Annotated in this window: 20 protein-coding genes, 1 pseudogene and 1 riboswitch; of the genes and pseudogenes, 3 read left to right on the plus strand and 18 right to left on the minus strand. The window is 32.0% G+C overall.

All coding sequences use genetic code 11. The features are described from left to right. Positions 1-4,101: putative Ig domain-containing protein (locus CD041_RS09345; protein ID WP_219727430.1), on the minus strand; the 4,101-nt coding region annotated here is incomplete at its 3' end. Further along, entirely contained in the window at positions 4,070-4,276 is a 207-nt protein-coding gene (locus tag CD041_RS09350) for a YSIRK-type signal peptide-containing protein (RefSeq protein ID WP_080606489.1), read from the minus strand. The genes CD041_RS09350 and CD041_RS09345, both read right to left, overlap by 32 nt. Positions 4,277-4,927: 651 nt before the next feature. Then, positions 4,928-5,030, plus strand: a riboswitch (TPP riboswitch). Positions 5,031-5,153: 123 nt separating this feature from the next. Here CD041_RS09350 and CD041_RS09355 point away from each other — a divergent pair. Next, the gene (locus CD041_RS09355) at positions 5,154-5,903 is read left to right on the plus strand and encodes a 3-oxoacyl-ACP reductase (RefSeq protein WP_002460605.1); all 750 of its coding nucleotides are present in this window, start codon (positions 5,154-5,156) and stop codon (positions 5,901-5,903) included. Positions 5,904-5,994: 91 nt separating this feature from the next. Beyond that, on the plus strand, positions 5,995-7,305 hold the full coding sequence (locus tag CD041_RS09360) for an LLM class flavin-dependent oxidoreductase (RefSeq protein WP_070647762.1): 1,311 nt from the start codon (positions 5,995-5,997) through the stop codon (positions 7,303-7,305). Between the two features lie 96 nt (positions 7,306-7,401). Here the strand turns inward: CD041_RS09360 and CD041_RS09365 are convergent, their stop codons facing one another. The 8 genes and pseudogenes from CD041_RS09365 to CD041_RS12405 form a co-directional block, all read right to left on the minus strand. Next, on the minus strand, positions 7,402-8,076 hold the full coding sequence (locus tag CD041_RS09365) for a DUF4064 domain-containing protein (RefSeq protein ID WP_002478518.1): 675 nt from the start codon (positions 8,074-8,076) through the stop codon (positions 7,402-7,404). Positions 8,077-8,348: 272 nt separating this feature from the next. Further along, the gene (locus tag CD041_RS09370) at positions 8,349-8,828 is read right to left on the minus strand and encodes a DUF4064 domain-containing protein (RefSeq protein ID WP_070647761.1); all 480 of its coding nucleotides are present in this window, start codon (positions 8,826-8,828) and stop codon (positions 8,349-8,351) included. 86 nt (positions 8,829-8,914) lie between these two features. Further along, a complete protein-coding gene (locus CD041_RS09375; protein ID WP_002492528.1) occupies positions 8,915-9,364 on the minus strand; it encodes a hypothetical protein in 450 nt (149 codons plus the stop codon). Between the two features lie 42 nt (positions 9,365-9,406). Beyond that, entirely contained in the window at positions 9,407-11,368 is a 1,962-nt protein-coding gene (locus CD041_RS09380; RefSeq protein WP_225306480.1) for an FtsX-like permease family protein, read from the minus strand. Between the two features lie 22 nt (positions 11,369-11,390). Next, a complete protein-coding gene (locus tag CD041_RS09385) occupies positions 11,391-12,140 on the minus strand; it encodes an ABC transporter ATP-binding protein (protein ID WP_002478514.1) in 750 nt (249 codons plus the stop codon). Positions 12,141-12,245: 105 nt separating this feature from the next. Next, entirely contained in the window at positions 12,246-13,154 is a 909-nt protein-coding gene (locus tag CD041_RS09390) for a sensor histidine kinase (protein WP_080606487.1), read from the minus strand. Positions 13,155-13,159: 5 nt separating this feature from the next. Next, on the minus strand, positions 13,160-13,825 hold the full coding sequence (locus CD041_RS09395; RefSeq protein ID WP_070647759.1) for a response regulator transcription factor: 666 nt from the start codon (positions 13,823-13,825) through the stop codon (positions 13,160-13,162). Between the two features lie 215 nt (positions 13,826-14,040). Continuing rightward, positions 14,041-14,145 (minus strand): annotated as a pseudogene (locus CD041_RS12405) (hypothetical protein); the annotation flags it as partial. A 218-nt stretch (positions 14,146-14,363) separates the two neighbouring features. Here CD041_RS12405 and CD041_RS09405 point away from each other — a divergent pair. Further along, positions 14,364-15,812, plus strand: a complete 1,449-nt coding sequence (locus CD041_RS09405) for an alkaline phosphatase (protein WP_070815487.1) — start codon at positions 14,364-14,366, stop codon at positions 15,810-15,812. Positions 15,813-15,997: 185 nt separating this feature from the next. Here CD041_RS09405 and wecB read toward each other — a convergent pair whose 3' ends face one another. The 8 genes from wecB to CD041_RS09445 all read right to left on the minus strand — a co-directional run bounded on the left by wecB (position 15,998) and on the right by CD041_RS09445 (position 24,754). Further along, positions 15,998-17,137 (minus strand): non-hydrolyzing UDP-N-acetylglucosamine 2-epimerase, encoded by a 1,140-nt coding sequence (gene wecB, locus CD041_RS09410; protein WP_002478510.1) that lies wholly within the window; start codon positions 17,135-17,137, stop codon positions 15,998-16,000. A 42-nt stretch (positions 17,138-17,179) separates the two neighbouring features. Further along, positions 17,180-18,451 carry a nucleotide sugar dehydrogenase gene (locus CD041_RS09415; protein WP_002478509.1) on the minus strand — a complete coding sequence of 424 codons (1,272 nt, stop codon included), beginning with the start codon at positions 18,449-18,451 and terminating at the stop codon, positions 17,180-17,182. Between the two features lie 61 nt (positions 18,452-18,512). Beyond that, the gene (locus CD041_RS09420) at positions 18,513-19,382 is read right to left on the minus strand and encodes an NAD-dependent epimerase/dehydratase family protein (RefSeq protein ID WP_002478508.1); all 870 of its coding nucleotides are present in this window, start codon (positions 19,380-19,382) and stop codon (positions 18,513-18,515) included. Next, entirely contained in the window at positions 19,382-19,939 is a 558-nt protein-coding gene (locus CD041_RS09425; protein ID WP_002478507.1) for a sugar transferase, read from the minus strand. The genes CD041_RS09420 and CD041_RS09425 overlap by 1 nt, the downstream gene beginning before the upstream one ends. A gap of 1 nt (position 19,940) precedes the next feature. Next, positions 19,941-21,149 (minus strand): glycosyltransferase family 4 protein, encoded by a 1,209-nt coding sequence (locus tag CD041_RS09430; RefSeq protein WP_070815486.1) that lies wholly within the window; start codon positions 21,147-21,149, stop codon positions 19,941-19,943. Positions 21,150-21,172: 23 nt separating this feature from the next. Continuing rightward, complete coding sequence (locus CD041_RS09435) at positions 21,173-22,444, minus strand: O-antigen polymerase (protein ID WP_002460625.1); 1,272 nt, start codon at positions 22,442-22,444, stop codon at positions 21,173-21,175. Next, positions 22,441-23,622, minus strand: a complete 1,182-nt coding sequence (locus tag CD041_RS09440) for a lipopolysaccharide biosynthesis protein (protein WP_002478504.1) — start codon at positions 23,620-23,622, stop codon at positions 22,441-22,443. The genes CD041_RS09435 and CD041_RS09440 overlap by 4 nt, the downstream gene beginning before the upstream one ends. 16 nt (positions 23,623-23,638) lie before the next feature. Beyond that, entirely contained in the window at positions 23,639-24,754 is a 1,116-nt protein-coding gene (locus tag CD041_RS09445; RefSeq protein WP_070647756.1) for a glycosyltransferase, read from the minus strand. Positions 24,755-24,762: the final 8 nt, after the last annotated feature.

The following is a 24,762-nucleotide window of genomic DNA, read 5'->3' on the forward strand; positions in this document are numbered from 1 at the left end:
CTTCGTCGCTACACCGCTTATTGTGTTTGTTCTAGGGTCAAACGTTACTCCTTCCGGTAGACCACTGACTTTATTTGTCACTACTTGACCACTATTATCTGTAGCTCTAATCTCGATGTCGTCTATCGCGGTATTCACCTCTTTGGTTTGGTCACTAATTCCTTTCACCGTCGGTGCTGTCGTGTCTACAACTTTGATTATGAATTTTGTCTCAACACTATTACCCTCAGCGTCAGTGCTTATCACTACGATTGGATAGGTGCCGACCTTCGTCGCTACACCGCTTATTGTATTTGTTCTAGAATCAAACGTTACTCCTTCCGGTAGACCACTGACTCTATTTGTTACTACTTCGCCACTATTATCTGTAGCACTGATCTCGATGTTATCGATTGCCGTATTTACCTCTTTGGTTTGATCGCTAATCTCTTTCACCGTCGGTGCTGTCGTATCTACAACTTTGATATTGAATTTTGTCTCGACATTATTACCCTCAGCGTCAGTGCTTATCACTACGATTGGATAGGTGCCGACTTTTGTGGCTACGCCGCTTATTGTATTTGTTGATGGATTAAACGTTACTCCTTCCGGCAGACCGCTGACTTTATTTGTCACTGCTTGGCCACTATTATCTGTGGCATCTATCACAATTTCGTCTATAGCGGTATTCACCTCTTTGGTTTGGTCACTTATCTCTTTTACCGTCGGTGCCGTTGTATCTACAATTTTAATTGTGAATGTCGTATCTACTTTATTTCCTTGGTTATCCGTGCTTGTTACCACGATTGGATAGATGCCGACCTTCGTCGCTACACCACTTATTGTGTTTGTTTTAGGATCAAATGTTACTCCTTCCGGTAGACCATTTACTGTGTTTGTCACTGCTTGGCCACTATTATCACTCGCATCAATCTTGATGTTATCAATTGCCGTATTGACCTCTTTGGTTTGATTGTTGATTCCTTTTACCGTTGGTGCTGTCGTATCTACAACTTCAATTGTAAACCTTGTTTCAGTTGAATTTTTAGCATTATCCTCTACTGTTACTTTAAATTCATATTTCCCAACTTCTTTAGGCGAGCCACTTATTGTATTTGTTGTGGTATCAAATATTACGCCTCTAGGCAGACCTGTCACTACGATTGTAACATCTTGGTTGCTGTTATCACTTGCTACTATTTTAATATCATCAATTGGAGTATTTACTTCTTTTTTCTGATTACTAATTGGATTAACAACTGGTTTTATTGTATCTCTGACGACAATAGTTGTATTCGTTACAGTTTGATTACCTGAAGCATCTGTGGATATAATTACTATTTTGGACGTACCAGTTTGCGTAGGTGTACCTGAAATCGTATTGGTCTCGCTGTCAAATGTTATTCCATCAGGCAGTCCACTTACAGTATTTACTACTGATCCAAGGCTATTATCCTTAGCATCAATCTTAATTGAATTGATAGGTGTGTTAATTTCAACTGTTTGTGACTGAATAGCATTTACAACAGGACTAGTTGTATCTTGCACAAAAATTGTGAATTTTGTTTTAGTCACATTATTTTCGTTATCTTTTGACATAACTTCTATTGGATAAGTCCCTAACGTAGTTGGTATGCCGCTAATTGTATTTGTTGTAGAATCAAATGTCACTCCATCTGGCAAACCACTTACTGTATTATTCACAGGTAAGCCACTATCATCTGTTGCATTAATCAAAATGTTAGAGATAGCAGTATTGATTTCAATGGTTTGATTTTCAATTGGTTTTACATCTGGTGCGGTTATGTCACGCGCTGTTATAGCAAAAGACGTTGTTGATACATTTCCTGAAGCATCTGTAGCTGTAACAGTAATTGGATAAACGCCTACTTGTGTTGGTTTACCACTAATTTCTTGTGTATCGCTGTTGTAAGACACTCCATTAGGTAATTGACTGATTGTAATTTTTATAGGATCTCCACTATTATCTGTCGCATTAATTTTTACATTATTAATCGCTGTATTAATTAAGACGACTTGACTATTAATGTCTTCGAGCGAAGGTGGTGTAGTATCTGTCACTGTAATAGTCGTTGGTTGAGAGACGTTTAATCCTTTATCTATGGCTGTAATAGAAATTGTTTCTTTACCTGTTAAATTAAATCCTGATGGTATACTAACAGAAAAGTTACCATTACTATCTACTGTACCTGTTAATATGCGCCCATCACTAAATGCTAAATTAATTTTTGTATTGGCCTCTGCTGTTCCTATTATTGCTTTATCGTCTGTTGTAATGTTGTTCGCAACTGGTTTTTCTGGTGGTACTCTATCTATTAAATCGACATAGGAACTCGCATATGAACCCATCAGACGGTTATTAGCTGAACCATTATCTCTTGAATCTAAATAATCTGTTTCTAGCCAAGATGAAAATGTTAATCTATCACTCAATTCTCTTTGGAGTTGCTCAATTGTCACACCATCTTTTAATTTGTATGAAATCGTATAATTTCGTGATTGACCTAATGTACCATAAAAGACATTATGATCTAAACTCCCACGTGCACTATTAAGATGGCTTGTCGTATTATTATCTTTAATAGAAATTTCATTGATTTTACTGGAATCAAAGAAACCATTATCATCAACAAATCCTTGGACATTTCTATCCGAACTAATTGGATTTCCAAAAATATCGGACACATAAATGTTAATAGAACCACGATCTATATATGGCATTAATTCTTTTGGTATCTGTTCTTTCACATACAATACCCAGTTATAATCTGTTTGTAAAAAGTTTTCATCTGGTTTAAATGAATGAATGGATTTTATAGTGTTATCAGTTCTACTTATATCAATTTTGTTAATTAAACGCCCTGTCGTAAATCCTGATGATTGTGTTGACTGCGGCACTTTAGGATTGAGTGTTGGTGTTATTAAAGCATTTTGAATACTTTCGGGCGCAATTGATCCATCATTTAGTGTCCATGTGTGCGTAAAATAAACTGGATTCGTATTAGAATATCCGAGCGAAGTTAAACTTTGATTATTTTTTAATGTGATTATTATAGGAGAATTAGTTACTGAACCTATCAATCCTAAGTTAGCATTGGATGCAGGTGTATACCAATTTTGCCCATTATTATCTGTTATCATATTAGTACCATCAAAACTTATACTTTCAATCTGTGAAAAAAATTTACTTTGAGAAAACGATAAATTTATTTTCCCATTATTAAGATTAGTAGTTGCACTATTCCATTTTGTTAAATTTAGCGTAATAGTGCTGCCATTGGAATTTTTATTTTGTGTAATACCTGCAAATCTTAAACTTGATTCATCAGAAACAGTCGTTGCATTATAACCTAATTCATGCAGCATATAAGAATATTTACTATTTTTCGGAGTTGGATAATCAATAACTTTCGGATCACTAATTGACGTATCTGCAGCATAATTACTTTTTACCATTAACGCACGTCTTTGTTTAACGGTAATTGGTTGAGTAGTAACTACTTTTTCCTCATTTGTCTTATCACCATTACTATTGGTAAATGGTGTCACTCCAGTATACGTCACTCCAGATAGTGTAGTGTTTTGATCTGAATTATTACTATTATTCTTTGATGTTACGGTTGTATCTTGTTGGGATTTTTCTTGTACTAACTTACGACTCTGCTTTAATGTTGTTTGTGCCGAAGTTGATTTTTGAGTAGTAGATTGGATTTGAGCAGCTTGTTGATTCGTAGTTTCCGTTGTGTTTTTAAATTTTGCTGTTAAATTTTCTTTAACACTATTTTGTGGATTTATATTTTCATTGGTGGTTGTTTCATTTTTTGATTTTATAATGTTAGCATTGAATTTTTCATTTTTCGCATCATTAGTTGTATTTTGATGTATTACATTTTCATTAGATTGTATGGAATTAGTTGTGGCATCTGTAGTAATATCATTATCCTGTTGTTCACTTGTAGATGAATCGGCCGTATTTAAAGCTTTCGAGTTATCTACACTTGTTTCGGTTATTGTCGAGATATTTTGTTGTTCTTCAGTAGTTTGACCATGGAGATTATTTTGTTGCTTATTATTGCTTTTTTGTCTCTTCGGAACTATCATTCGCCTGTTTATTACTTTGAATTGCTTGCATTTCTTCAGCATATGCTACTTTTGGCACACCGAATATTAGCGTTACTCCAATTAAAATTGAAGCCGTTCCTACTTTGAATTTTCTTATTGAGTGTAGTTGTTGTCTTTTTTCCTCGGGATTAATAACGCTTACACCTTTTTTCATATTAATCTCTCCCTAATATTTAACGATATTTCTACTACCTTAGCACAATTTTTGCAAAAATAATTTCATTTTAAAAGTATTTTCAACCAAAATTAAACATATTGAACAAAATCATTTTAAGTGTTGATTTATTAAGCACAAAATTGTCATATGTGCATTATAGTTTTCATCTATATTATTGCAAAAAATACATTCTTAAAATTATATATATACTGTAATTTAAAAATTTAATTATTTTTCAACAAAGGTAGTTGGATATAAAAATTGCAAAGTTAAAATTATGTATATATGACATATTCAATTTACTAGCTGAAGTTTATAATATAGTCTTTTAAAATTTTTGATGTTGAAAATAACTATAAGTACTTATTTAAGCAACTTCTCATTTAACAATACTGCTCAAATAGCACAAGCAAAGATAGAAATGGCTGATACAAACTACAGAATATTGAAGTTTTGAAATTGAGCCTCTTTATTCGGTAAATAAAACTATAACTACCACGTTTTTTTGCTTGTAAGTAGCTTTTGTTTAAATAATTTAATAAGTATCAAATCTATACTTATATTCAATGTTTTATTATATAAAGACCTATAAACTTGTATTATCTTGACAATGTGAATGAAAAGTTTTAAATTGAAATTAAAGTTAAATATATGCACTAGGGGTGTTTTTATAACTGAGAATAGGCGTGGCCTTAAACCCTTTGAACCTGATCTAGTTGATACTAGCGTAGGAAAGTGTGTGGAACCTAATATTAATATGTCTAATGGCCTCTTTTATTTTGAGTCCGTTATTTATGATAGTTTTACGTTGCGCAACTTTCCTAGTGAAGGTTGCGTATTTTTTTCTTTAATATTCTTTATAAGGAGGTTCACAATGGCAAAAACTGTATTAGTAACTGGAGCTAGTCGTGGCCTTGGTTCTGTTATAGCACGCACTCTAGTCGCTAAAGGATTTCAAGTTGTGATTAATTATAATCAAAGTCAAACAGCGGCCGAACAGTTAATGCAAGAGCTAGGAACTCAAACTATTGCATTACAAGCAGATGTTCGTAATCGTGAGCAAGTGAATGCGATGGTAGCTAGTGCAATCGATCATTTTGGACATATCGATGCTGTTGTTAACAATGCATTAGTTAACTTTAAATTCGATCCTGACGCACAAAAATCCTTCAAAGATTTATCTTGGGACGATTATCAAGCACAACTAGATGGAACCTTGAAAGCAAGTTTTAATGTTATTCAAAGTGTACTACCTCAATTTATTGAGCATAAACAAGGTTCTGTAGTAAATATCGGTACAAATTTATATCAAAACCCAGTTGTTCCTTATCATGAATATACAACTGCAAAAGCGAGTATTATCGGTTTTACTAGAAATATTGCTGCTGAACTTGGTCAATATGGTATCACTGCTAATGTCGTCTCAGGGGGCTTACTTAAAACAACAGATGCCAGTGCAGTTACGACACCGGAAGTATTTGATTTAATTGCAAGTACAACACCGTTACATCAAGTTACAAGCCCGCAAGATGTTGCCAACATGGTTGTCTATCTATGTTCAGATGAAGCTAAACAAATTACAGGACAAAATATAACTGTAGATGGTGGCTTAACAATGAATTGATTGTCCATTTGAACGCCATTATTAATTTTAAGAGTTGGACACTTCTAACCCAATAATCGTTATAAATGTAGCTGTATTGGAGTGTATATATATGTATCAACAGCAACAACGTCAAATGCATATTGGCGTCTTAGTTTATGGTTGCGGTCATCATCAAGCAGCTTGGCAAATGCCTGATTCTGCAGTTGAACGGCTTGGTGATGTTTCATACTACCAAGAGTTAGCACAACTTGCTGAACGAGGTTGTTTAGATATTGTCTTTTTCGCAGACAATCAATCCTTTAATACCAATGACTCAAGTGCAATGCCTGCCTTTTGGTTTGATCCACTCATAAATTTAACAGCCATATCACAAGTAACTCAGTACGTCGGTCTGGTCCCAACTATTTCGAGTACATTTTCGGATCCTTATACTGTTGCCAGACAATTGCTTAGTCTTGACCATATGACAGGTGGACGGGTTGGTTGGAATTTAGTAACATCGATGACTGATATAGAAGCACAAAATCATAGTATGACAGAGTTACCTAATCATGAAGCTCGCTACGCTCGTGCACAAGAATTTGCTGCAGTCATGCAACACTTGTTTACAAACTGGAAAGCAACAGATATTGTTGCCGATAAAGAGCGTGGTGTTCTCATGAATGCGTCTCAAATTAAACCGATAGAATTTAATGGTAACTATTTTCAAGTGAGAGGCCCAATCTCTACACCTCAGAGTCCACAGGGGCGACCGGTTAATATGCAAGCTGGTGCTTCTAAACAAGGCATCGCACTTGCCGCAAGATATGCGGATGCTGTGTATGCAGTATCATGGAATTTAACTCAAGCCAAAAGGTATCGTGAGCGATTAAAGCAGGCATTATCACAAACGGCTGAACCACAACGTCATATTAAAGTATTTCCTGGTTTAGTTACTTATGTAGGACAAACAAAGGAAGAAGCTTTAGCGAAGAAAAAACGTTTAGATGCACAACTTCCTGTGAAAACAGCGTTAAAACAACTTAGCTTTTTCATTCAACAAGATTGTCAGGATTGGAACTTAGATGGTCCGGTTCCAGAGTTACCTCCAATTGAGACTTTTGAGGGTCCAACTGGTCGTTATGAAACAGTACTTGAAATCATTAAAGATAAACAACCTACTGTTCGAGAACTGTTGGGTTATCTCAATGCAGGTGGTGGACATCTTACATTAATCGGTACACCGAAAGAAATTGTAGATGAGATGGAGCTTTGGTTTAATGAAGGCGTAGCAGACGGTTTTAATTTAATGCCACCATCTCTGCCGCATAGTTTGAACGATTTCGTGACTTATATTGTCCCGGAATTACAACAACGAGGCTTATATCGTAAAAGATATCAAAGCCATACTTTAAAGTCACATTTAGACATTAATTATTAATTCATTTATCCATACCTAATATTTTATCCATATAATAGAAAAAGAACGTAAGAAACCCTGATGCAAGAATATATCCTGCATCAGGGTTATTATCCTTTAATATTTATATGGATCATCGTTTTTTTCTTGTTGACGACGCTCAGCAGCATCTCGCACAAAATCATCATGCTGATCATCATTTGATAATCGCGTATCATCTGATACATCCTTATCGTTAGTAGAATGTGATTGATGATGGTCATGATTATCAACTTCTACATCTTGCTGTTGATGACGATATTCGTCATTGTGGTTCTCACTATAATTATTGTATCGCTCATTCTCTTCTGGTGGGATATCAGTTGTTGTACCACTGTTATACGCATATTGATTTTTAGGTCTTCTAACAAGCAACATAATCGCAGCAATTAACCATAAAATTCCTGCTACCCAGCTGACATTAAATACGCTTAATACTACAGCAATAATAAGTAGTATTGCAGAAATCGTAGGATGTTTGCTCAACATAATCGCAGCAACTAAAGTTAAGCCTAAGATAACAATTCCGATCATAATCCAGCCAGAAGAATTTGTGGCTACTGAATTAACAGCTTCTATTGTCTGGTCTCTCGAAACATTTGAATCTGGATTTTTTTGTAGTTCGTTAGCCAATTGTTCTTTAAAATCACTATCACTAACCATCATTTGAATTAAAACTAAAAAGATAACGTATAACGTATGTAATATAAATCCAATCCAAGTTAAAACTTTTTCACCTGTTCTTTTAATCATAATAATCCTCCTTTTATTTTGCTTTACCCACGAAATCCTTACTTTACACTTATTTATGACAATAAATATGCTCAATATTTATAATATAACTATATTACATGATAATTTAACTTTATTTTGCTCTTGTTGACGACGCTCTATACCATCTTGAAAATAAAACCCTCATATGATTCATTTTGTATAGAAATACCACCAATTGAATACTTACAATCATATTGTGATGATTGACTTTGACGATTGTTAGCTTCTAAATCTATTAACTGTCAAGTATTTTAACTCTGACTATGTTCATTATCGTTTGCGTCTTCCTGAGATGGATTAGACATGTTGTTGTAACTGTAGTCATATTGCGTTTTTGGTTTTCTCGCAAATAACATTATACTTGCGATAAGCCACAAGACAAACGCTACCCAACTCGCGTTCAACAAACATAATGCTGCTGCAATAATAAGTAATATCGCTGATACATTTGTTCTTCTATGAATAAAGATTACTCCAATAATTGCTAAAACTAATATAACGATGTTTATTATAGCTTGAATCGTGACAAGTGTTGAAAGAACATTAACAGACATTACCGCTTCAGACAAGGTTACATTTTCATCTGGTCTTTGTAATTCTTTCATAATCATAAATTTTTTAAAATCATCATTTGTAAAAATTAATGACATAAGTAATAAAATGAAAAAGTATACCGCATGCAAAATAATTCCAGACCATGTTAGAACGGTTTCTACAGTTCGTTTAATCATTATTAACCTCCTAAAAGTTGACTTTACTTTTAAGAATGGTGCTTTACACTCAATATTTGTCAAAGATATGATGTGATAATGAATGGTTATTGCAACCTATCTATCGTTTGCTGTTTCTCCTGTTGCAACGCATATTGCCGTTTTTTAATATCTTTAGGCTTTCTTGAGAGTAGCATTATCGCAGAAATCAGCCATAATAATCCGGAAATCCAGTTCATATTAAATAATGCTATTAGCGTCGTAAAAAATAAAATGGTGCTTGCAAATTTAGGCTTTTTCGCAATAATAAACACAGCTATAAGCGATAAAATAGTTATGATCATTCCCATAACAAGTAAAGAGTTAGCTATGTGTTCGACACCGTCATTAAACCCATCCCGGTTATTATATAATAATAAGTAAAATGGAAGTAAAAATATTAAAATGCTGCTCAAAAATAATGGTAGTACAGCTTTGATTAGCAATATCATTAGCATATACAATATATGTAGCACTATACCGATACTGGTTAACGTTGTCTCAGCAACTCGATCCATAAAAGTAAATCCTTTCTTAATCTTTTTTATTAAAGTATTCCTTTAAATTTTAATCATTTTATAATATATTTTTGATGTTATACGATATATTATGCCATAAATTCCAACAAAAACAACTAAAACTGCAACATAACTTGTGGCAAAGAGGTCCCAACCTTCAATACCTATTCCGGTCATTAGTTGCTTGATTAATCTATACGCAATTAATGTATGAAACGTACCAACAATGAGCGGCACAATAAAAATATAACGCATTTGTTGTTGAATCGTCTGTTGAATACGTTTATCTTCAATACCAAGTTGCTGCATAGTTCTAAAATCTTCGCAATCTTCATAACCTTCGGCAATTTGTTTAAAATACATCATTAAAAATGTACCTATTAATAGTATGATTGATACAACAATACCAATAAAAACCAATCCCCCGTTGACTTGATAGAATATGTTGGCAAACTCATCTTTACGTTGAATCGTTGCATTTTTGTATTTATGTTCTAACTTAGGAATCATTTGATTAAATTGTGATTTATTATCAGTAAGCAAATTAAACTCAATACTAGTGGTTACGTCTTCGGTTGCTGGTGCGTGATAAGATTGTTTATTTTTAGCTAATAAGTTGACTATGCTATTGAATTGTCTTTCATTTTTAACAATAATATTATAACCATCAGCAATTCTATTTATACCGAACCCATTTAATTTTACGTGTTTAACTTGATATGTATGACCTGCAATAGTTAATTTCTTTTTCTTGATTAAAGGCCCCATACCATCAATAGCAATCTCATTATCTTTAAGTGTTATCTGTTGCTTTGTAAATCGATTGAAATCAGATAACTGAGCAATTGTGAAACGTGAAATTCCATTTTTATACACATTTTTTTGCTGATTATATTCTATTGTGGCCTCATTGACTTTCACATCTTGCATACTTGAAACGATTGGTTTAAATTGATCTACCTTTGCCTTTTTCCTCACATCTTGTTCAAAGCGGGTCACAGTATCTTTTATTTTTTCACTTTGATACATATCTCCAAGGAAATCGACACGATATTGATTTGTCATCAAACTATCTATGCGATCTTCTACACCTCGATATGCTGCTACACACATCGATAACGTCGCTAATAAAAAAGTACATAATAAAGTCATGCTCGCTAAACTTACTGCATTAGAGCGCATTCGTACTACTAAGCCTGACAACGTAAAGAAATACTTTTGCTGATAATACAGTCGTTTATATCGTTGCAAGACTTGTAAGATTAATGGCATAAGTGACAAAAATAAGCAATACATTGAAATAATCAAATAAATGATAGCAATGAATATTCGGTTAAAAGAACCTAATAATGTTTTAGGTTCGAGTACACTATAGTAGCTTAATCCTAACGTTAAAAGACCAATCAAGAGCAAAATGAATGTAACAAATTTGGATAATGGCTTTTCTCTCTTATGCTGAGCTTGTATTAATTCGATAGGGCTTTGCATCGTTAACCTTACATTATTAATAATGAACAGTAGTATCATTGTTCCTATTAAAACCACTAACATATACGACATTGCCGTTATATCAAATGGATAGATGATAAGACGTGTAGTCGTCTGTTTCATCAATTTATTCAACAGCATAAATGAAATGGCACCAAAGAGATACCCACCTATAATACTTAGTAGTGCAATGACAAATGTCTGATAGATGGCTTCAATAAACAATAAGACACGAATGTGTTTCTTTTCCATACCTAAAATCATATTTAATGCAAATTCATGTTGACGATGGCGCATGACAAATCGATTGGCATAAAGTACAAATATTACGATGAATATTGACATAAAAGCATTGCCTATATAAATAAAATAAGGTAAGACTGAATGATGACGTCGAACATCGTCATTAAATCCTAATGATAATAATATAAATTCCATACCGAACATTGCGCTAAGTGCTAGCATATATGGAATAATCATATGACGTTGTGCCTTAAACTGTCGAGTCGTCATCATGACCAACATCTTAAACGTCAAATCATTCACCTCTTTCATTTAACATCGCCAAGCTATCAGCAATACGCCGTTGAAAATCTGATTGTGTTTCTTCACCCCGATATATTTCATGATAAACACGGCCATCTTTAATAAAAAGTACTCTATTGGCATATGAGGCATCAATATTAGAATGCGTAACCATCAGTATGGTTTGCTGACGTTGGTTAATCTTTTGAAATAACCTCATAATTTGTTTAGATGTTTTGGAATCCAAAGCGCCAGTGGGTTCATCAGCAAGTAGTAGCTTAGGTTGATTTATTAATGCTCTAGCAATTCCGACTCGTTGCTGTTCACCACCTGAACTTTGATAAGGAAATTGATCTAATATATGCTCAATACCTAATTGTTGACTTAACGGCGCAAGCCGAGCATCAATCGTTTTGTGTGAACGATTGGCTAAGACAAGCGGCATAATAATGTTATCTTTATTTGACATAGTTGGCAGCATATTAAAATCTTGAAACACAAAACCTAATGTTTCTCTTCTAAAATGAGCAACTTCTTTATGACGAATATGATTGAGTTGCCGATTATCAATTCTAATACTACCTTCGTTAATTTTATCAAATGTAGCAATCACATTGAGTAACGTCGTTTTTCCAGAACCTGACTCACCCATGATTGCTACAAATTCTCCTTGTTGAACATTAAAGGTCATACCATTTAATGCAGTCGTTTTGTGAAGACCTTTGCCATAAATTTTCTTTACATTTTTAACCTCAAGTAACAACTTGAATCCTCCTAAAATACCTGCATAATTGCTAATTTCATTTACTTTAAATGCATCATTAAACACCTCTGAACTTACAGAAGTATAGATATGAATTATTCTGTGCTATAGTTCATTCATTTTATCTACCTTAGGAAAATAAATCTTAAATGTCGTACCTTGACCTAGCTTAGAATCTACTTCTACTTGATGATGAATATGATTCGATATATGTTTTACTATAAACAATCCAATACCAGTTGATTGCTCATTTAAACGACCATTATAACCAGAATAACCTTTATCAAAAATTTTCGGTAAATCAGCAGTACTAATACCCACACCATTATCTTTGATAGACAGTACGTTTATATCTTTATCAAAAGTTAACCAAATATCTTTACCACGAGCATATTTTAGTGCATTATTCAAAATTTGCTCTATCATAATGGAAGCCCATTGCACATCTGTCAATACTTCTTCATCTGAGCAATCATAATGTATACGTGTATGTTGATCGATAAATTGTATTGAATATTTCATTATTAATGGCTTAACCAATTCATTGACAGTTACTTTAGTAAAGCTCATGTCAGTTTCATGATTCATTAATTTTAAATAGCTTAAAGCTAAACTAGTGTAATTATCAATTTGAATTATTTCTTGTCGGACACGGTTAACAACATTGTCTTCATTACGTTCGAGTAATAGTTTGGAGGCAGTGATCGGTGTTTTAATTTGATGTACCCAAGTAAGAAAATAGCTTTCGATGTCATTTTGGTATTGCGTTTGCTTGCTTCTTAATTGTTGAACTTCTTGTTCTAACACTTTAAGTTGAGATGTCAATCGTTGTTGTTTTTTAAACTCGCTCAATGCGATAAACCAATAAATAACCATGATAAATAACATAATGCCACTTCCTAAAAAGTAGGCATAGTAGGGCAAATTAAAGACAAAAAAGATTACTAAAAAAACAACTAATGCCATTGCGGTGATGATCAGTTCACGCTTAATTGTGTCAAAGAACGTTGTCATTGGCGTTAAACCTTATATCCTATATTCTTTTTTGTTTCAATAAAATCTTCAAGCCCTATAGAATTAAGTTTTTTGCGTAAGCGTGTCATATTTACCGCAAGCGTATTGTCATCAATAAAGTGTTCAGACTCCCAGCATTTTTCAATTAACGCTGTGCGACTGACATATTTACCTTGATTATCAAACAGCATTTTAATAATTTGTAACTCTGTAAATGATAAATGTACCGATTCTTCTTTGTAATAAAGCTTTGCTTCATCAATAATCAACTTACAGTCACGAACTGTCGTTTCATTATGATTCACAGTTAAATTATAAGTTCGACGAAGCAAAGCTTGAATCTTTGTTACGGTCAATGACAGATTAAATGGTTTTTCTATAAAGTCATCTCCACCCATTTGTATCGCCATAATCTGATCCATATTATCCGTGCGTGAGCTAATAAAAATAATTGGTACATTTGACGATTTGCGAATTTCTTGGCACCAGTGAAATCCATTCAATGTAGGTAAATTAATGTCCAACAACACTAAATCTGGTTCATACTTTACGAACCAAGACACAATATCATCAAAGGTATCTACAGCAACCACATCATAATTCCACTTCATCAGTTCACCAGCCAAACTCTCGCGAATCACAACATCATCCTCAACAATCATAATCCTCATAACAACACTCCTTTATAAGCAAGAACTCAACTGGTATTGTAAATTTTTATTTTCTTTCTATTAGAGCTCCGCTATTTTTCTTGATTTTTTGTGCTTTCTTCTGGTTGATTTTCTTCTTTATTGTGAGCAGTTTGTGTTGTTTCTTCATTTTTATAATATCTAGAGGCAAATTCTCCATCTTTTGGTGGTGGTCCTTGTTCGAATTTGGATACAGTTTTATCTTGCTGTTCCTTACGCTTTTTATTACGTCTACGTTCTTCGAAAATACCCATTACAATAAATAATATGATTAAAATGGGTGATAGCATAACAAGAATCATAATGATTAACTCCTCTCCTAGTGAGAAATATATTTTTCTTCATCCCACATTTTACATCTTTTAATCAAAAATAACACGCATGTCATCCCCTTTTCTAACAATGATCCCCCTATACAATTTACATTTTCTTAACGATAAACCCACATAAACTCAACGTTAATTTCATACACTGAATTTGTAGTACACCTTTACATATAAATTAGGAGGATAATCAAAGCATGCGAGTATTCAATAAAATAGGAAAAGCTACATTAGCTACAACAATAGCAGCTGCCGCACTCTTAAGTACGAGTCAACTATCCGAAGCATCTGGAAGTGGTGAAGGTCCAGCCAATCCCCAAAATGATATGATGGCGATGGGTAACACGAAAAACCCTAAAAACGTCATCTTTATGGTCGGCGATGGTATGGGTCCCGCTTATAACACAGCTTACCGTTACTATGCAGATAACCCAAAAACAAAAGAGTTAGATCAAACTGCCTTTGATAAATACCTTAAAGGGACTAACCGTACAAATCCCGATGATCCAAAAGAAAATGTTACAGACTCTGCCGCTGGTGGTACAGCTTTCGCTACTGGACATAAAACTTACAATGGCGCCATTTCAGTTGACACGAACAAAAAACCACTTAAATCTGTACTAGAACAAGCTAAAGAAAATGGCAAATCTACAGGCTTAGTGACAACAGCTGAAGTTACAGATGCGACACCAGCCGTTTATGCTGCACACATTGACAGTCGAGATAAAAAAGACGAGATTGCGCAACAATTTTATAATGATAAAATTAATGGCCAACACAAAGTAGATGTCATCTTAGGCGGTGGTTCTAAATACTTTGGTAAAAACAATGGTAATTTAACTAAAAAATTCCAAAATGATGGCTATGATTATGTCACAAATAAAACAGACTTAGCACATTCTCAAAGCAATCAAGTATTAGGCTTATTTGCTGAAAAAGATATGCCCCTACAAATAGATGCACCTCAACAAAATCCATTATTAGTTGATATGGAAAATAGTGCATTATCTAAACTTGAAAAAAATAATAAAGGGTTCTTCTTAATGGTTGAAGGTGCCTCTATTGATAAATCTGGTCACCCTAACGATATTACTGGTGTGATGTCTGAAATGAGCGGATTTGATAAAGCATTCCAAAATGCAATCAACTATGCCAACACACATAAAGATACATTAGTTGTAGCTACAGCAGATCATTCAACTGGTGGTTTATCTATTGCAAAAGGTAAAGACTATGTGTGGAATCCGGAAGCAATACGTAAAATGAAACATTCTGGTAGCTATATGACAAAGCAGATTGCTGATGGCAAAGATTCTGAAACCGTCATTAAAGAAGGCTATGGCATCAACTTCCCAGATAATCAATTAGATAAAGTCAAAGAAGCAGCAAAAGAACTTAAAGAAGTTAAATCAAAAGTGAAAAATGAAAAAGATCCAAAACTTGCTGCAGCAACGACGAAGTTACAAGATGCAATTCAAAAACCAATTAACGATGAATCACATACTGGTTGGACAACTTACGGTCATACTGGAGAAGATGTGAATACTTATGCTTACGGCCCAGGTGAGGACAAATTCTTAGGTAATAAAGATAACACAGATAGTGCGAAAAATATTTTCGCCTTCTTAGCTAATAATGCTAATTAATGAGATTAGGACAGAATTCATTATGAATTCGGTTCTATAATAAATAAGGCAATTTCTATTAACTTTCAATAGAAATTGCCTTATTCAACTTGTCAAAGACATTTATATCGCAACCTGATTTTAATATTTATATATCAAATATCGTTCTATTTAAAAATTTTAAACACTCACATTTAGCAATGTGCTTAATAAATACTTTTAAAAGGTGCAGGAAGTGCTTTTCTTAATCCAAAATAAAATTCTATATTTTCACAAATCCTTCTTGAAGCTTCTCCATCACCATATGGATTGCTTGCTTTACTCATTTTAATGTATTCATCTTTGTTTTCTAACAAATTTTTCGTTTCCTTTAAAACAGAATCAAAAGTAGTACCAATCACTTTTAATGTTCCTGCACTCACACCTTCAGGACGCTCAGTTGTATCTCTTAATACTAATACCGGTTTACCTAAAGATGGTGCTTCTTCTTGCACACCACCTGAATCCGTAAGAATTAAATATGCTTTATTAGCAAAATTATGGAAGTCAATGACATCAAGTGGTTCAATTAACTCAATTCTTGCGTTATTTTTTAAATATTGATGAGCAATTTCTCTTACTTTAGGATTTTTATGCATTGGATAAATAACAACGATATCTTCATATTCATTAACAAGCTTTTGAATTGCTTTAAAAATATTATGCATTGGAGTGCCAATATTTTCTCTTCTATGTGCCGTTAATAAAATTATCTTTTTATCACTATGTCTTTCGATAATTTCTGATTGATAATTATCTTTAATTGTAGTCTTCATGGCATCAATTGCAGTGTTACCTGTTACCACGATACTTTCTTCTGTTTTATTCTCTTTTTTCAAATTCTCTGCTGCTTTGTCAGTAGGCGCAAAATTTAAATCTGCCATATTTCCAACCATAACCCGATTCATTTCTTCAGGAAATGGCGAATACTTATTCCATGTACGTAAACCAGCTTCAACATGACCTATAGGTATTTGATTATAAAAAGCTGTTAATCCACCTACAAATGTAGACGTCGTATCTCCATGCACGAGCACCATATCTGGTTCTTCTTCTTTGATGACTGCATCAAGTTTAGTAGTAATTCTAGAAGTAAGCTCAGCTAATGTCTGATTCGATTTCATAATGTTTAAATCGTGATCAGGTATGACATCAAATATGTTTAAAACACTATCTAACATTTCTCTATGTTGCGCAGTAATGACGACTACCGGTTTTAAGTTTTTACTTTTTTGTAATTCTTTAACTAATGGCGCCATTTTTATCGCTTCAGGACGAGTACCAAAAATAGTCATTATTTTTTTCATTTACATCCACCTTATTAGTTGAATTATTAAATTACAATTCGCTTAATTATTTAGCTCTATATCTCTTGCTTTATATAGATTACCATAGTTAAAGTAAGATAAATCATTAAAGTTTGATTTAACAACATTTTTAGTATCAAATATGATTTTGTTTTTCATAAGTTTGAAATCATCATCGCTAAGTTCTTTAAATTCTGAATGGTCACTAAGAATAAGTACAAGTGATGCGTCTTCAGTAGCTTTGTTAATATCTCTTTCAACAAAGTCCAATTCCACATGTGGATCATAAGCCGTAACTTCAAAATTTTCCTCTTGTAATAAATGATAAATATCTAGTGCTGGGGATTCTCTTATGTCATCAACGTCACCTTTATATGTTAACCCAAACACGGCAATTTTAGCGTGATTAATACCAGATAATATTCTTTTGACATGCTCAACAACATAATGAGGCATTGAACGATTTACTTTTCTTCCAGTTTGAATTAATGGTGAGTGTTCAGGGTCTTTTGCAATAATAAAGTATGGATCTACCGCTAAACAATGTCCACCCACACCTGGTCCCGGTGAATGAATATTGACCCGAGGATGTTTATTTGCCATTTCAATTACATCTAATACATTAATATCTAAATGATTACTAATCTTTGTAATTTCATTAGCCAAAGCAATGTTTAAGTCTCTGTAAGTATTTTCCATTAATTTACTCATTTCAGCTGTACGTGCATTTGTTTCAATCAATTCTCCTTTAACAAAGGTACTATATACACGTTTACCCGCTTCAACACAATTCGGCGTTACCCCACCAATAATCCGATTGTTGTAAATTAATTCTTCTAATATCTTCCCTGGTAACACACGCTCTGGACAATGTACCAAGTATATATCTTCACCAACAGTAAACCCTTTATCTTCTATTAAAGGTTTAACATGGTCGTCCATTGTACGTGGTGCAATTGTTGATTCTACTATAATCGTGTCACCTTTTTTAAGATACGGTAAGACACTATTTACTGCATTTAACACGATTGATATATCACATGATTCATATTCATCATCATTGTTTGGGGTTGGCACTGATATGATAAAAGCATCTGCTTCCGCTGGTTTTGTAGAAACTTTTAAAGTCCCTTTTTCAAGTACTTCCTCAAATACTTCTTGTAAACCTGGTTCTTCAATGTTTACTTTACCTTTTTGTAAACTATCAATTGTTTTGTCATTGATATCTACACCTAATACATCTACATCGTGTTTAGCAAACATAATTGATGTTGGCAATCCAATATATCCTAATCCTACAACTGTTAATTTCATTTTAATACCCTCCATTAAACACAGATTTTATATATGTTTCACACGTAAAATTTACAAAGTATTAATCTTTATTCATGATATCTTTGATAATATTTTCAAACTCTTGTTGATTAATATTTATTTTCTCTTCACTTAAATATAAATCTTTGCCATACACCAAATTGCCATAAAGTTTGGTAATAAATTTCACTTTATTTAATAAGGGATAAATCGTTTTTGGAACTGGTAATAAAATCGTGCTTTTATTTTCGTTTTTACGAATCTCTTTTATGACATTTGTTGTATTAAATTCAAATTCATCTTTAGGATGATAGATACCTGCTTTTTTATGCGTAATAATTTCGTTGACATATTGTTCTAAATGTTTGATATATAGTGCACTTCTATAGTTATGAATGTTAGGAATTATTGGTAATAGTTTTGCCACTTTTTTTAGTTTGGTGAAATTACCTGGTGAATCTTCCCCATAAATCATCGGTGGTCTGATAATTACAACTTTAAAGCTAGAACTAGAGATATTAAGCAGTTTCTCTTCTGCTTTAGCTTTTGATTTACCATAATCTGTTATAGGTTTTATCTTCATTGGATCAGTAATTTCAATATTTTTACCGATTACTCCATCTTCTCCAAATACAGCCATTGTACTCATGAATATAAACTGGTTAACTCCATCTTTTTTAGCTTTATTTGCTAATTTATTTGGTAAATGCATATTTATTCTAAAATAATCTTCAAGTTGTGCACTGGGATCATTATTATGAACTAATGCAGCAGTATGAATAATGACATCATAGTCTGTAAAACTTTGATTTTCCCATAGTGAATTTCTTACACTTAACCTACTTACTTTATTTCCTGATTTTTCTAAACTATTCGCTAAATGACTGCCAACATATCCACCAGTTCCTGTAATTAAAATGTTTTTACTCATTAGTGAGAAACACCTTCTGATGAGATTGTATTAATGACTGTTTTATAAATAATATACATGTCTAATAAAAATGATTGGTTTTCTAAATAGTATTTGTCAAACATTACTTTTTGATCGTCAGTATTATTATCTCTACCCATTACTTGCGCTAACCCAGTAACACCCGGTCGTATTGTATGAACATTTACTTTTGTTCTTTTTTCAATAAGTTCATATTGATTATAAAGTGCTGGTCTAGGACCTACAATGGACATATCACCTTTTAACACGTTTAGTAATTGAGGTAACTCATCAATTGATGTTTTTCTAATAAATTTACCAGTTTTAGTAATAAAATCTGCTGGATCCATTAAATCTGTTGCTACATTAGGAGTATCCATTTTCATCGATCTAAATTTATAGATATTAAAAAGCTCATTATTTAGTGTTGGTCTTTTTTGCTTAAAAATAGCTGGGCCTGGTGACTCTAATTTAATTAGTAACGCTATAATAAGTAAAAAAGGCCCTGCTACAATTAAACCATATATTGAGCAAAATAAGTCGAAAGCTCTTTTCACATTAATTTCCTCCATTCAATAAGTTATAATATTTTGTTGTATTATGTTCTCTTGTATATTTATCTTTAAACAATTGATACGCGTTGACCCCTAATTCTTTTAATTCCTCTCTTGAATGCCTTGTTACAAAGTTATATATATCTTGTGCTGCTCCGTTATCTATTTGAATACCTGCATTGTAAGCTTCAACTTGCTTAACAATGTCTGATTGTTTATCCATAATTAAAATTAAAGGCTTCTTATTTGCCAAGTATCCATAGTTTTTACTTGGCACACCTAAGCCAACACCTTCTTTAACTAATGAAGCAAAGCACGCATCGGCAATTTTTAATACATCTGTATAATCAGTGCCAGTTAAAAATTTATAAATTTTGACATTTGAGATATGATTGAATTCAATTGAATTTTTAACTTTTTGATATTTCTTACCATGACCACATAAAATTGTTAGTGTTTTATTATCTTCCTTATTTAATTTAAGAAAATCAATAATAGTATCCATATCTTGAAGTTGTCCCATATTTCCACTGTAAAGCAAAATTTTGTCATATTGATTTCTTAAATCACGGAATTCTATATTATGAACTTTATCGTCTTCTGATTCTGTATACCAATTAGGAATGACATGTATCCGATCAGGCTTACTTGAAATCTTATTTTGTAATAAATAATTTTTCATTTCAGTTCCTAAAACAATAACGTTTTTCGCATTGCTATACACATGTTTATTGATATATTTCATTAATCTATCAATTAAACTACCCGGTCTAGTAGTTCCGGTTTTCAAAGCATTATCAGGTGCAATATCATACACTACAAATGAATACTGCTTTTTAAATACGCGATGCAAAATATCCGGGATTAACGGTAATATTGGAGGATTGGAATACACTAATATATGATTATATTTCAACATCTTGGGCATTTTAAAAATAAACATTAGAAATAGTGAAAAGAAATTACATATTCGTCCAAATTTGGACTTATTATTAAATTTTGAGTATCTTAATCTTTTTATATTAATGCCTTTGTAATTCTCATTCTTTTCAACTTGCTTCTCATTGCTATATTCATACGGCCATCCACATATAACATCTACATACATACCTTTTTTTACTAAATCCTCAGCCATTTGCGTTGGTAAAGTAGCAGAAGAAACGTATTCAGGATAAAAATACTGACATAATATTAATAATTTTTTCTTTTTCATTTAATCACCTGAAATTTTAATATTTATTTATATTTTATCTTAAATTTAGATAACCAAAACATTAATGACATTGGGATAAATAAATAAAATGCTTCTTGAATATTTGTTGCAGTATCGCCTCTAACTGACCCCATAATTAATTGAATAGATATAATAGTTATTAAAATTAAATTTATACTATGACATCCATCTTTAGTAGCTCTCAAACTCAAACTATATTGATCTGCTAAACCACAAAATACTCCAAAGATTACACTTGCTAAAATAATACCGAAAACGCCTAAGTATAAATAAGATTCTCCTACAAAGCCAGGCGGAATTGACATTCCTTTATCAAAGGGTAAATTCAATTGCTTTACTATTTCTTCTGAAAGGGCACCTGGTTTGTTAGGCCAAATACTTCTTGGTATAAAAATAAATAAAGGTTTGAACAACGTTAATATACTAATATGAACATGATAATTCGTTAATATTGAAGCTAAGGAATATGAATAAGTTACATCTGTACCTAACGCTAAATAGTCTAAATATTTATTATAATCACCAAATAAAATATCTTTAAAATTCACAAATCCTTTTTTAATACCTAACGTTCTTATACTCATCATTAACGGTAATATGATTAAAATGATTCCTAACGCAATCGTTGATAATTTAACTAGACTAGGCGTTTTACCTCTTTTGTATATGTAAAGAACGACAATCGCGATAGTTGGATAAATTAGAATGCGTCGACCAAAAATAAATATTGCTACTAAAGCGACACTAATAAGTACCAATATCAAACTCTTTATTCTATCGTTCATATTCTTAGAATTAAAGAGATATAAATAGGATAAATATAAATATCCCATCAATACTGATCCTTGTAACATTTTTACAATAGAACTACTTTCAAGTGTTGATGTGGAACCACTTGTAATTATATTTAGCCCTGTTAACATTATCACTATTATTGTCGCCACGATATAAATAGGATAGATATTATTAATGTTTTCTTTTTTCATTACTAAAACATTTCTAACTTTAAATTTAATATTCATGAAATGAACAATAATATTACTAATTACAAACACAATTAAAGCTAGTAAATATAGTTTATTGGTATAGCTATAACCCCCTGCATCTAAATAAACCTGATAATTAAAAGGTTTATCAACTATGACAGGAAGTAAGAAACTAATACTAAAAACAGCTAAAAAGAGCAAACTTATAAATCTAAAATTCGACCTTAATAGAAATACTGCATAAACAGCGGATATGATTACAAATAAAAAAATAGTCACACAAGTCACCCTTTATTTGGAATTATCTTCATAACTTTATGGTAAATGGCGAAATGCTTATACATTGCAGAAATGATTAAAGCAATCGCATACCCATATACGTTGAAAAATTGCACTAAAATTGCACTAAATAAAACAATGATGATTAAAGTCATTACGTTGATCATTAAGTTATTCCTAAATTGACTGTTAGCTACTAATTTAATTTGTAATACTGCAGTACTGGACATCAATATCACCCCTAAATTAGCTAAGAAGATTAAGGCTTGAACTTTACTTATATATTCATTGTAAAATACATAAATGAAAACCCATGAAACGATAGAAATGACAATTGACATCATAATTGAAACAACCATAATGATTTTAAATACCTTTTTCACATTCTCTATTGTATCTTGTCCTTTACTATCAACCTCATAGCTTAATAACACTGTGACAATAGGATTAATCAATAAATTAGATATTTTTCCTATAGTAGTTGCAACAAAGAATAAAGGAACATATATAGTCCCTAAGAATAAATTCAGCAATATTCTATCAGAATAATTTATTAAATTTAATACTGAATTAGCACCTATAAGTTCTATATAATTTTTAAAATCTTCATTATTTAAGAATTTAAGTCTAAAATTTTCAAACTTTCTTCTATAATCAATAATCATTAATATAGTCATAATGAATTCACTTGCAAAAAGTACGATAAATATGGAAACATGCATAAAATACATGCTCACACCGCCTATGAGCATAACAAAACTTACAGCTATACTTATATATAGTAGCGACTTAAATCGAAAATCTAATCGATAATAGACAAATAAGTAGCTTCTTATTAATAGAAATGCTGCCCATAAACCAGAAAAAATAGTATCCATCAAAGAAAATACGTTAACAAATGAATAGATCATCGTAATTATCATTACAATGAATGACCCTATTATTACCAAACATAAATACTCTGATTCAATTAAGTTAAAATTGGTTTTGTTTATTAGTCTTATATTATTAAGTGTATTCCCTAAGATAGGCGATATAATATTTACCAATGTTAATAGTAAAATAAATGCTCCAAATTCTTGTGGTGTATGTATTTTTGCGTAAATAGGCAAAAGGACAAGCTGTAATAGAATCATAAGTATTACATTGGACAAAATACTGAATATAAAATCTTTTGATTTATTCATAACTTCACCAGAACTTTTATATATTTAAATATAATTCTTTCAATTTTTCACTTTCATTTTGCCAGCTTAGTATCTTAGAAGCTTTAATCGCATTTTGTCGTAATTCATGATATAGTTTGTCATCAGTGGCTAATTTATTAACAGCTTCGGCTATTTTTTCAGGTGTCACATCATCAATAACAATTCCAAAATTATATTTATCATTAAGATAGTAATGCTCTTTAACTGGTGACAAAATAACCGGCAATCCTGCATGAATGCATTCAAATATTTTGTTAGAAACTGTATATTCATAGTTTATAGATACTGGCTTAGTCAATACGACACCGATGTCACTTTCAGTTAACTTTTTAACCAAGTCTTTCATTTCTACTGGCTTATCTAGTCTTACATTGGCTGCTTCTGAATTAATGAGTTTCTTAATTTCATCTTCTTGTGGTCCAAATCCTCTAATCACATAATTAACTTTCGTATTATCCTGAATTGCAGCAGCTTTCACAAATTCTTCATATCCACGATTAGAAACAATTTGCCCTTGATAAATAACTTCTTTAATATCATTATTATTATCACTTGATTTTATCGTTTCATCTAAAATAGGAGCATTTGTAATAACGTGAGGTGTCTTTTTATAGCCTTTTTTCAAATAATATGATTTTGCTGCATGACTCACTGTAACAAAAGCATCAACTCTTTTAGCTACAATATGTTTTTCAATGATTTCTACAATTTTAGAAATCATCGCATATTTATTTATAAAAGCATTTTTAGCATATATTTCATGAGCATCAAAAATAATATTGGCATTTTTATACCCGCTTAAATAAACCATTAGAAGAACATCAAAATCATTGGCATGTATAACATTAGGTTGATATTTTTTAATTTGTTTTATTACATTCTTAGTAAAATTAATTCGCTTCAAGAGTTTACTAAAGATTGAAGTGGTTTCACTTTTTTCTCCAAATAACTTATATTGAAAATCTAGTTTATCAAGCCGCTCTTTTGTTACATTTTTATTATTCATGCCAATCATTAAATGCGTATTAGTTATACCTTTAATCGTCTCCATTTGCTTCAAAATTCTAGGATCTTGAACAATATTGCTAGACACTATATTTAAAATTTTCATTTATCTCT

It is taken from the genome of Staphylococcus lugdunensis, assembly GCF_002901705.1.
GTDB classification, from domain to species: Bacteria; Bacillota; Bacilli; order Staphylococcales; family Staphylococcaceae; genus Staphylococcus; species Staphylococcus lugdunensis.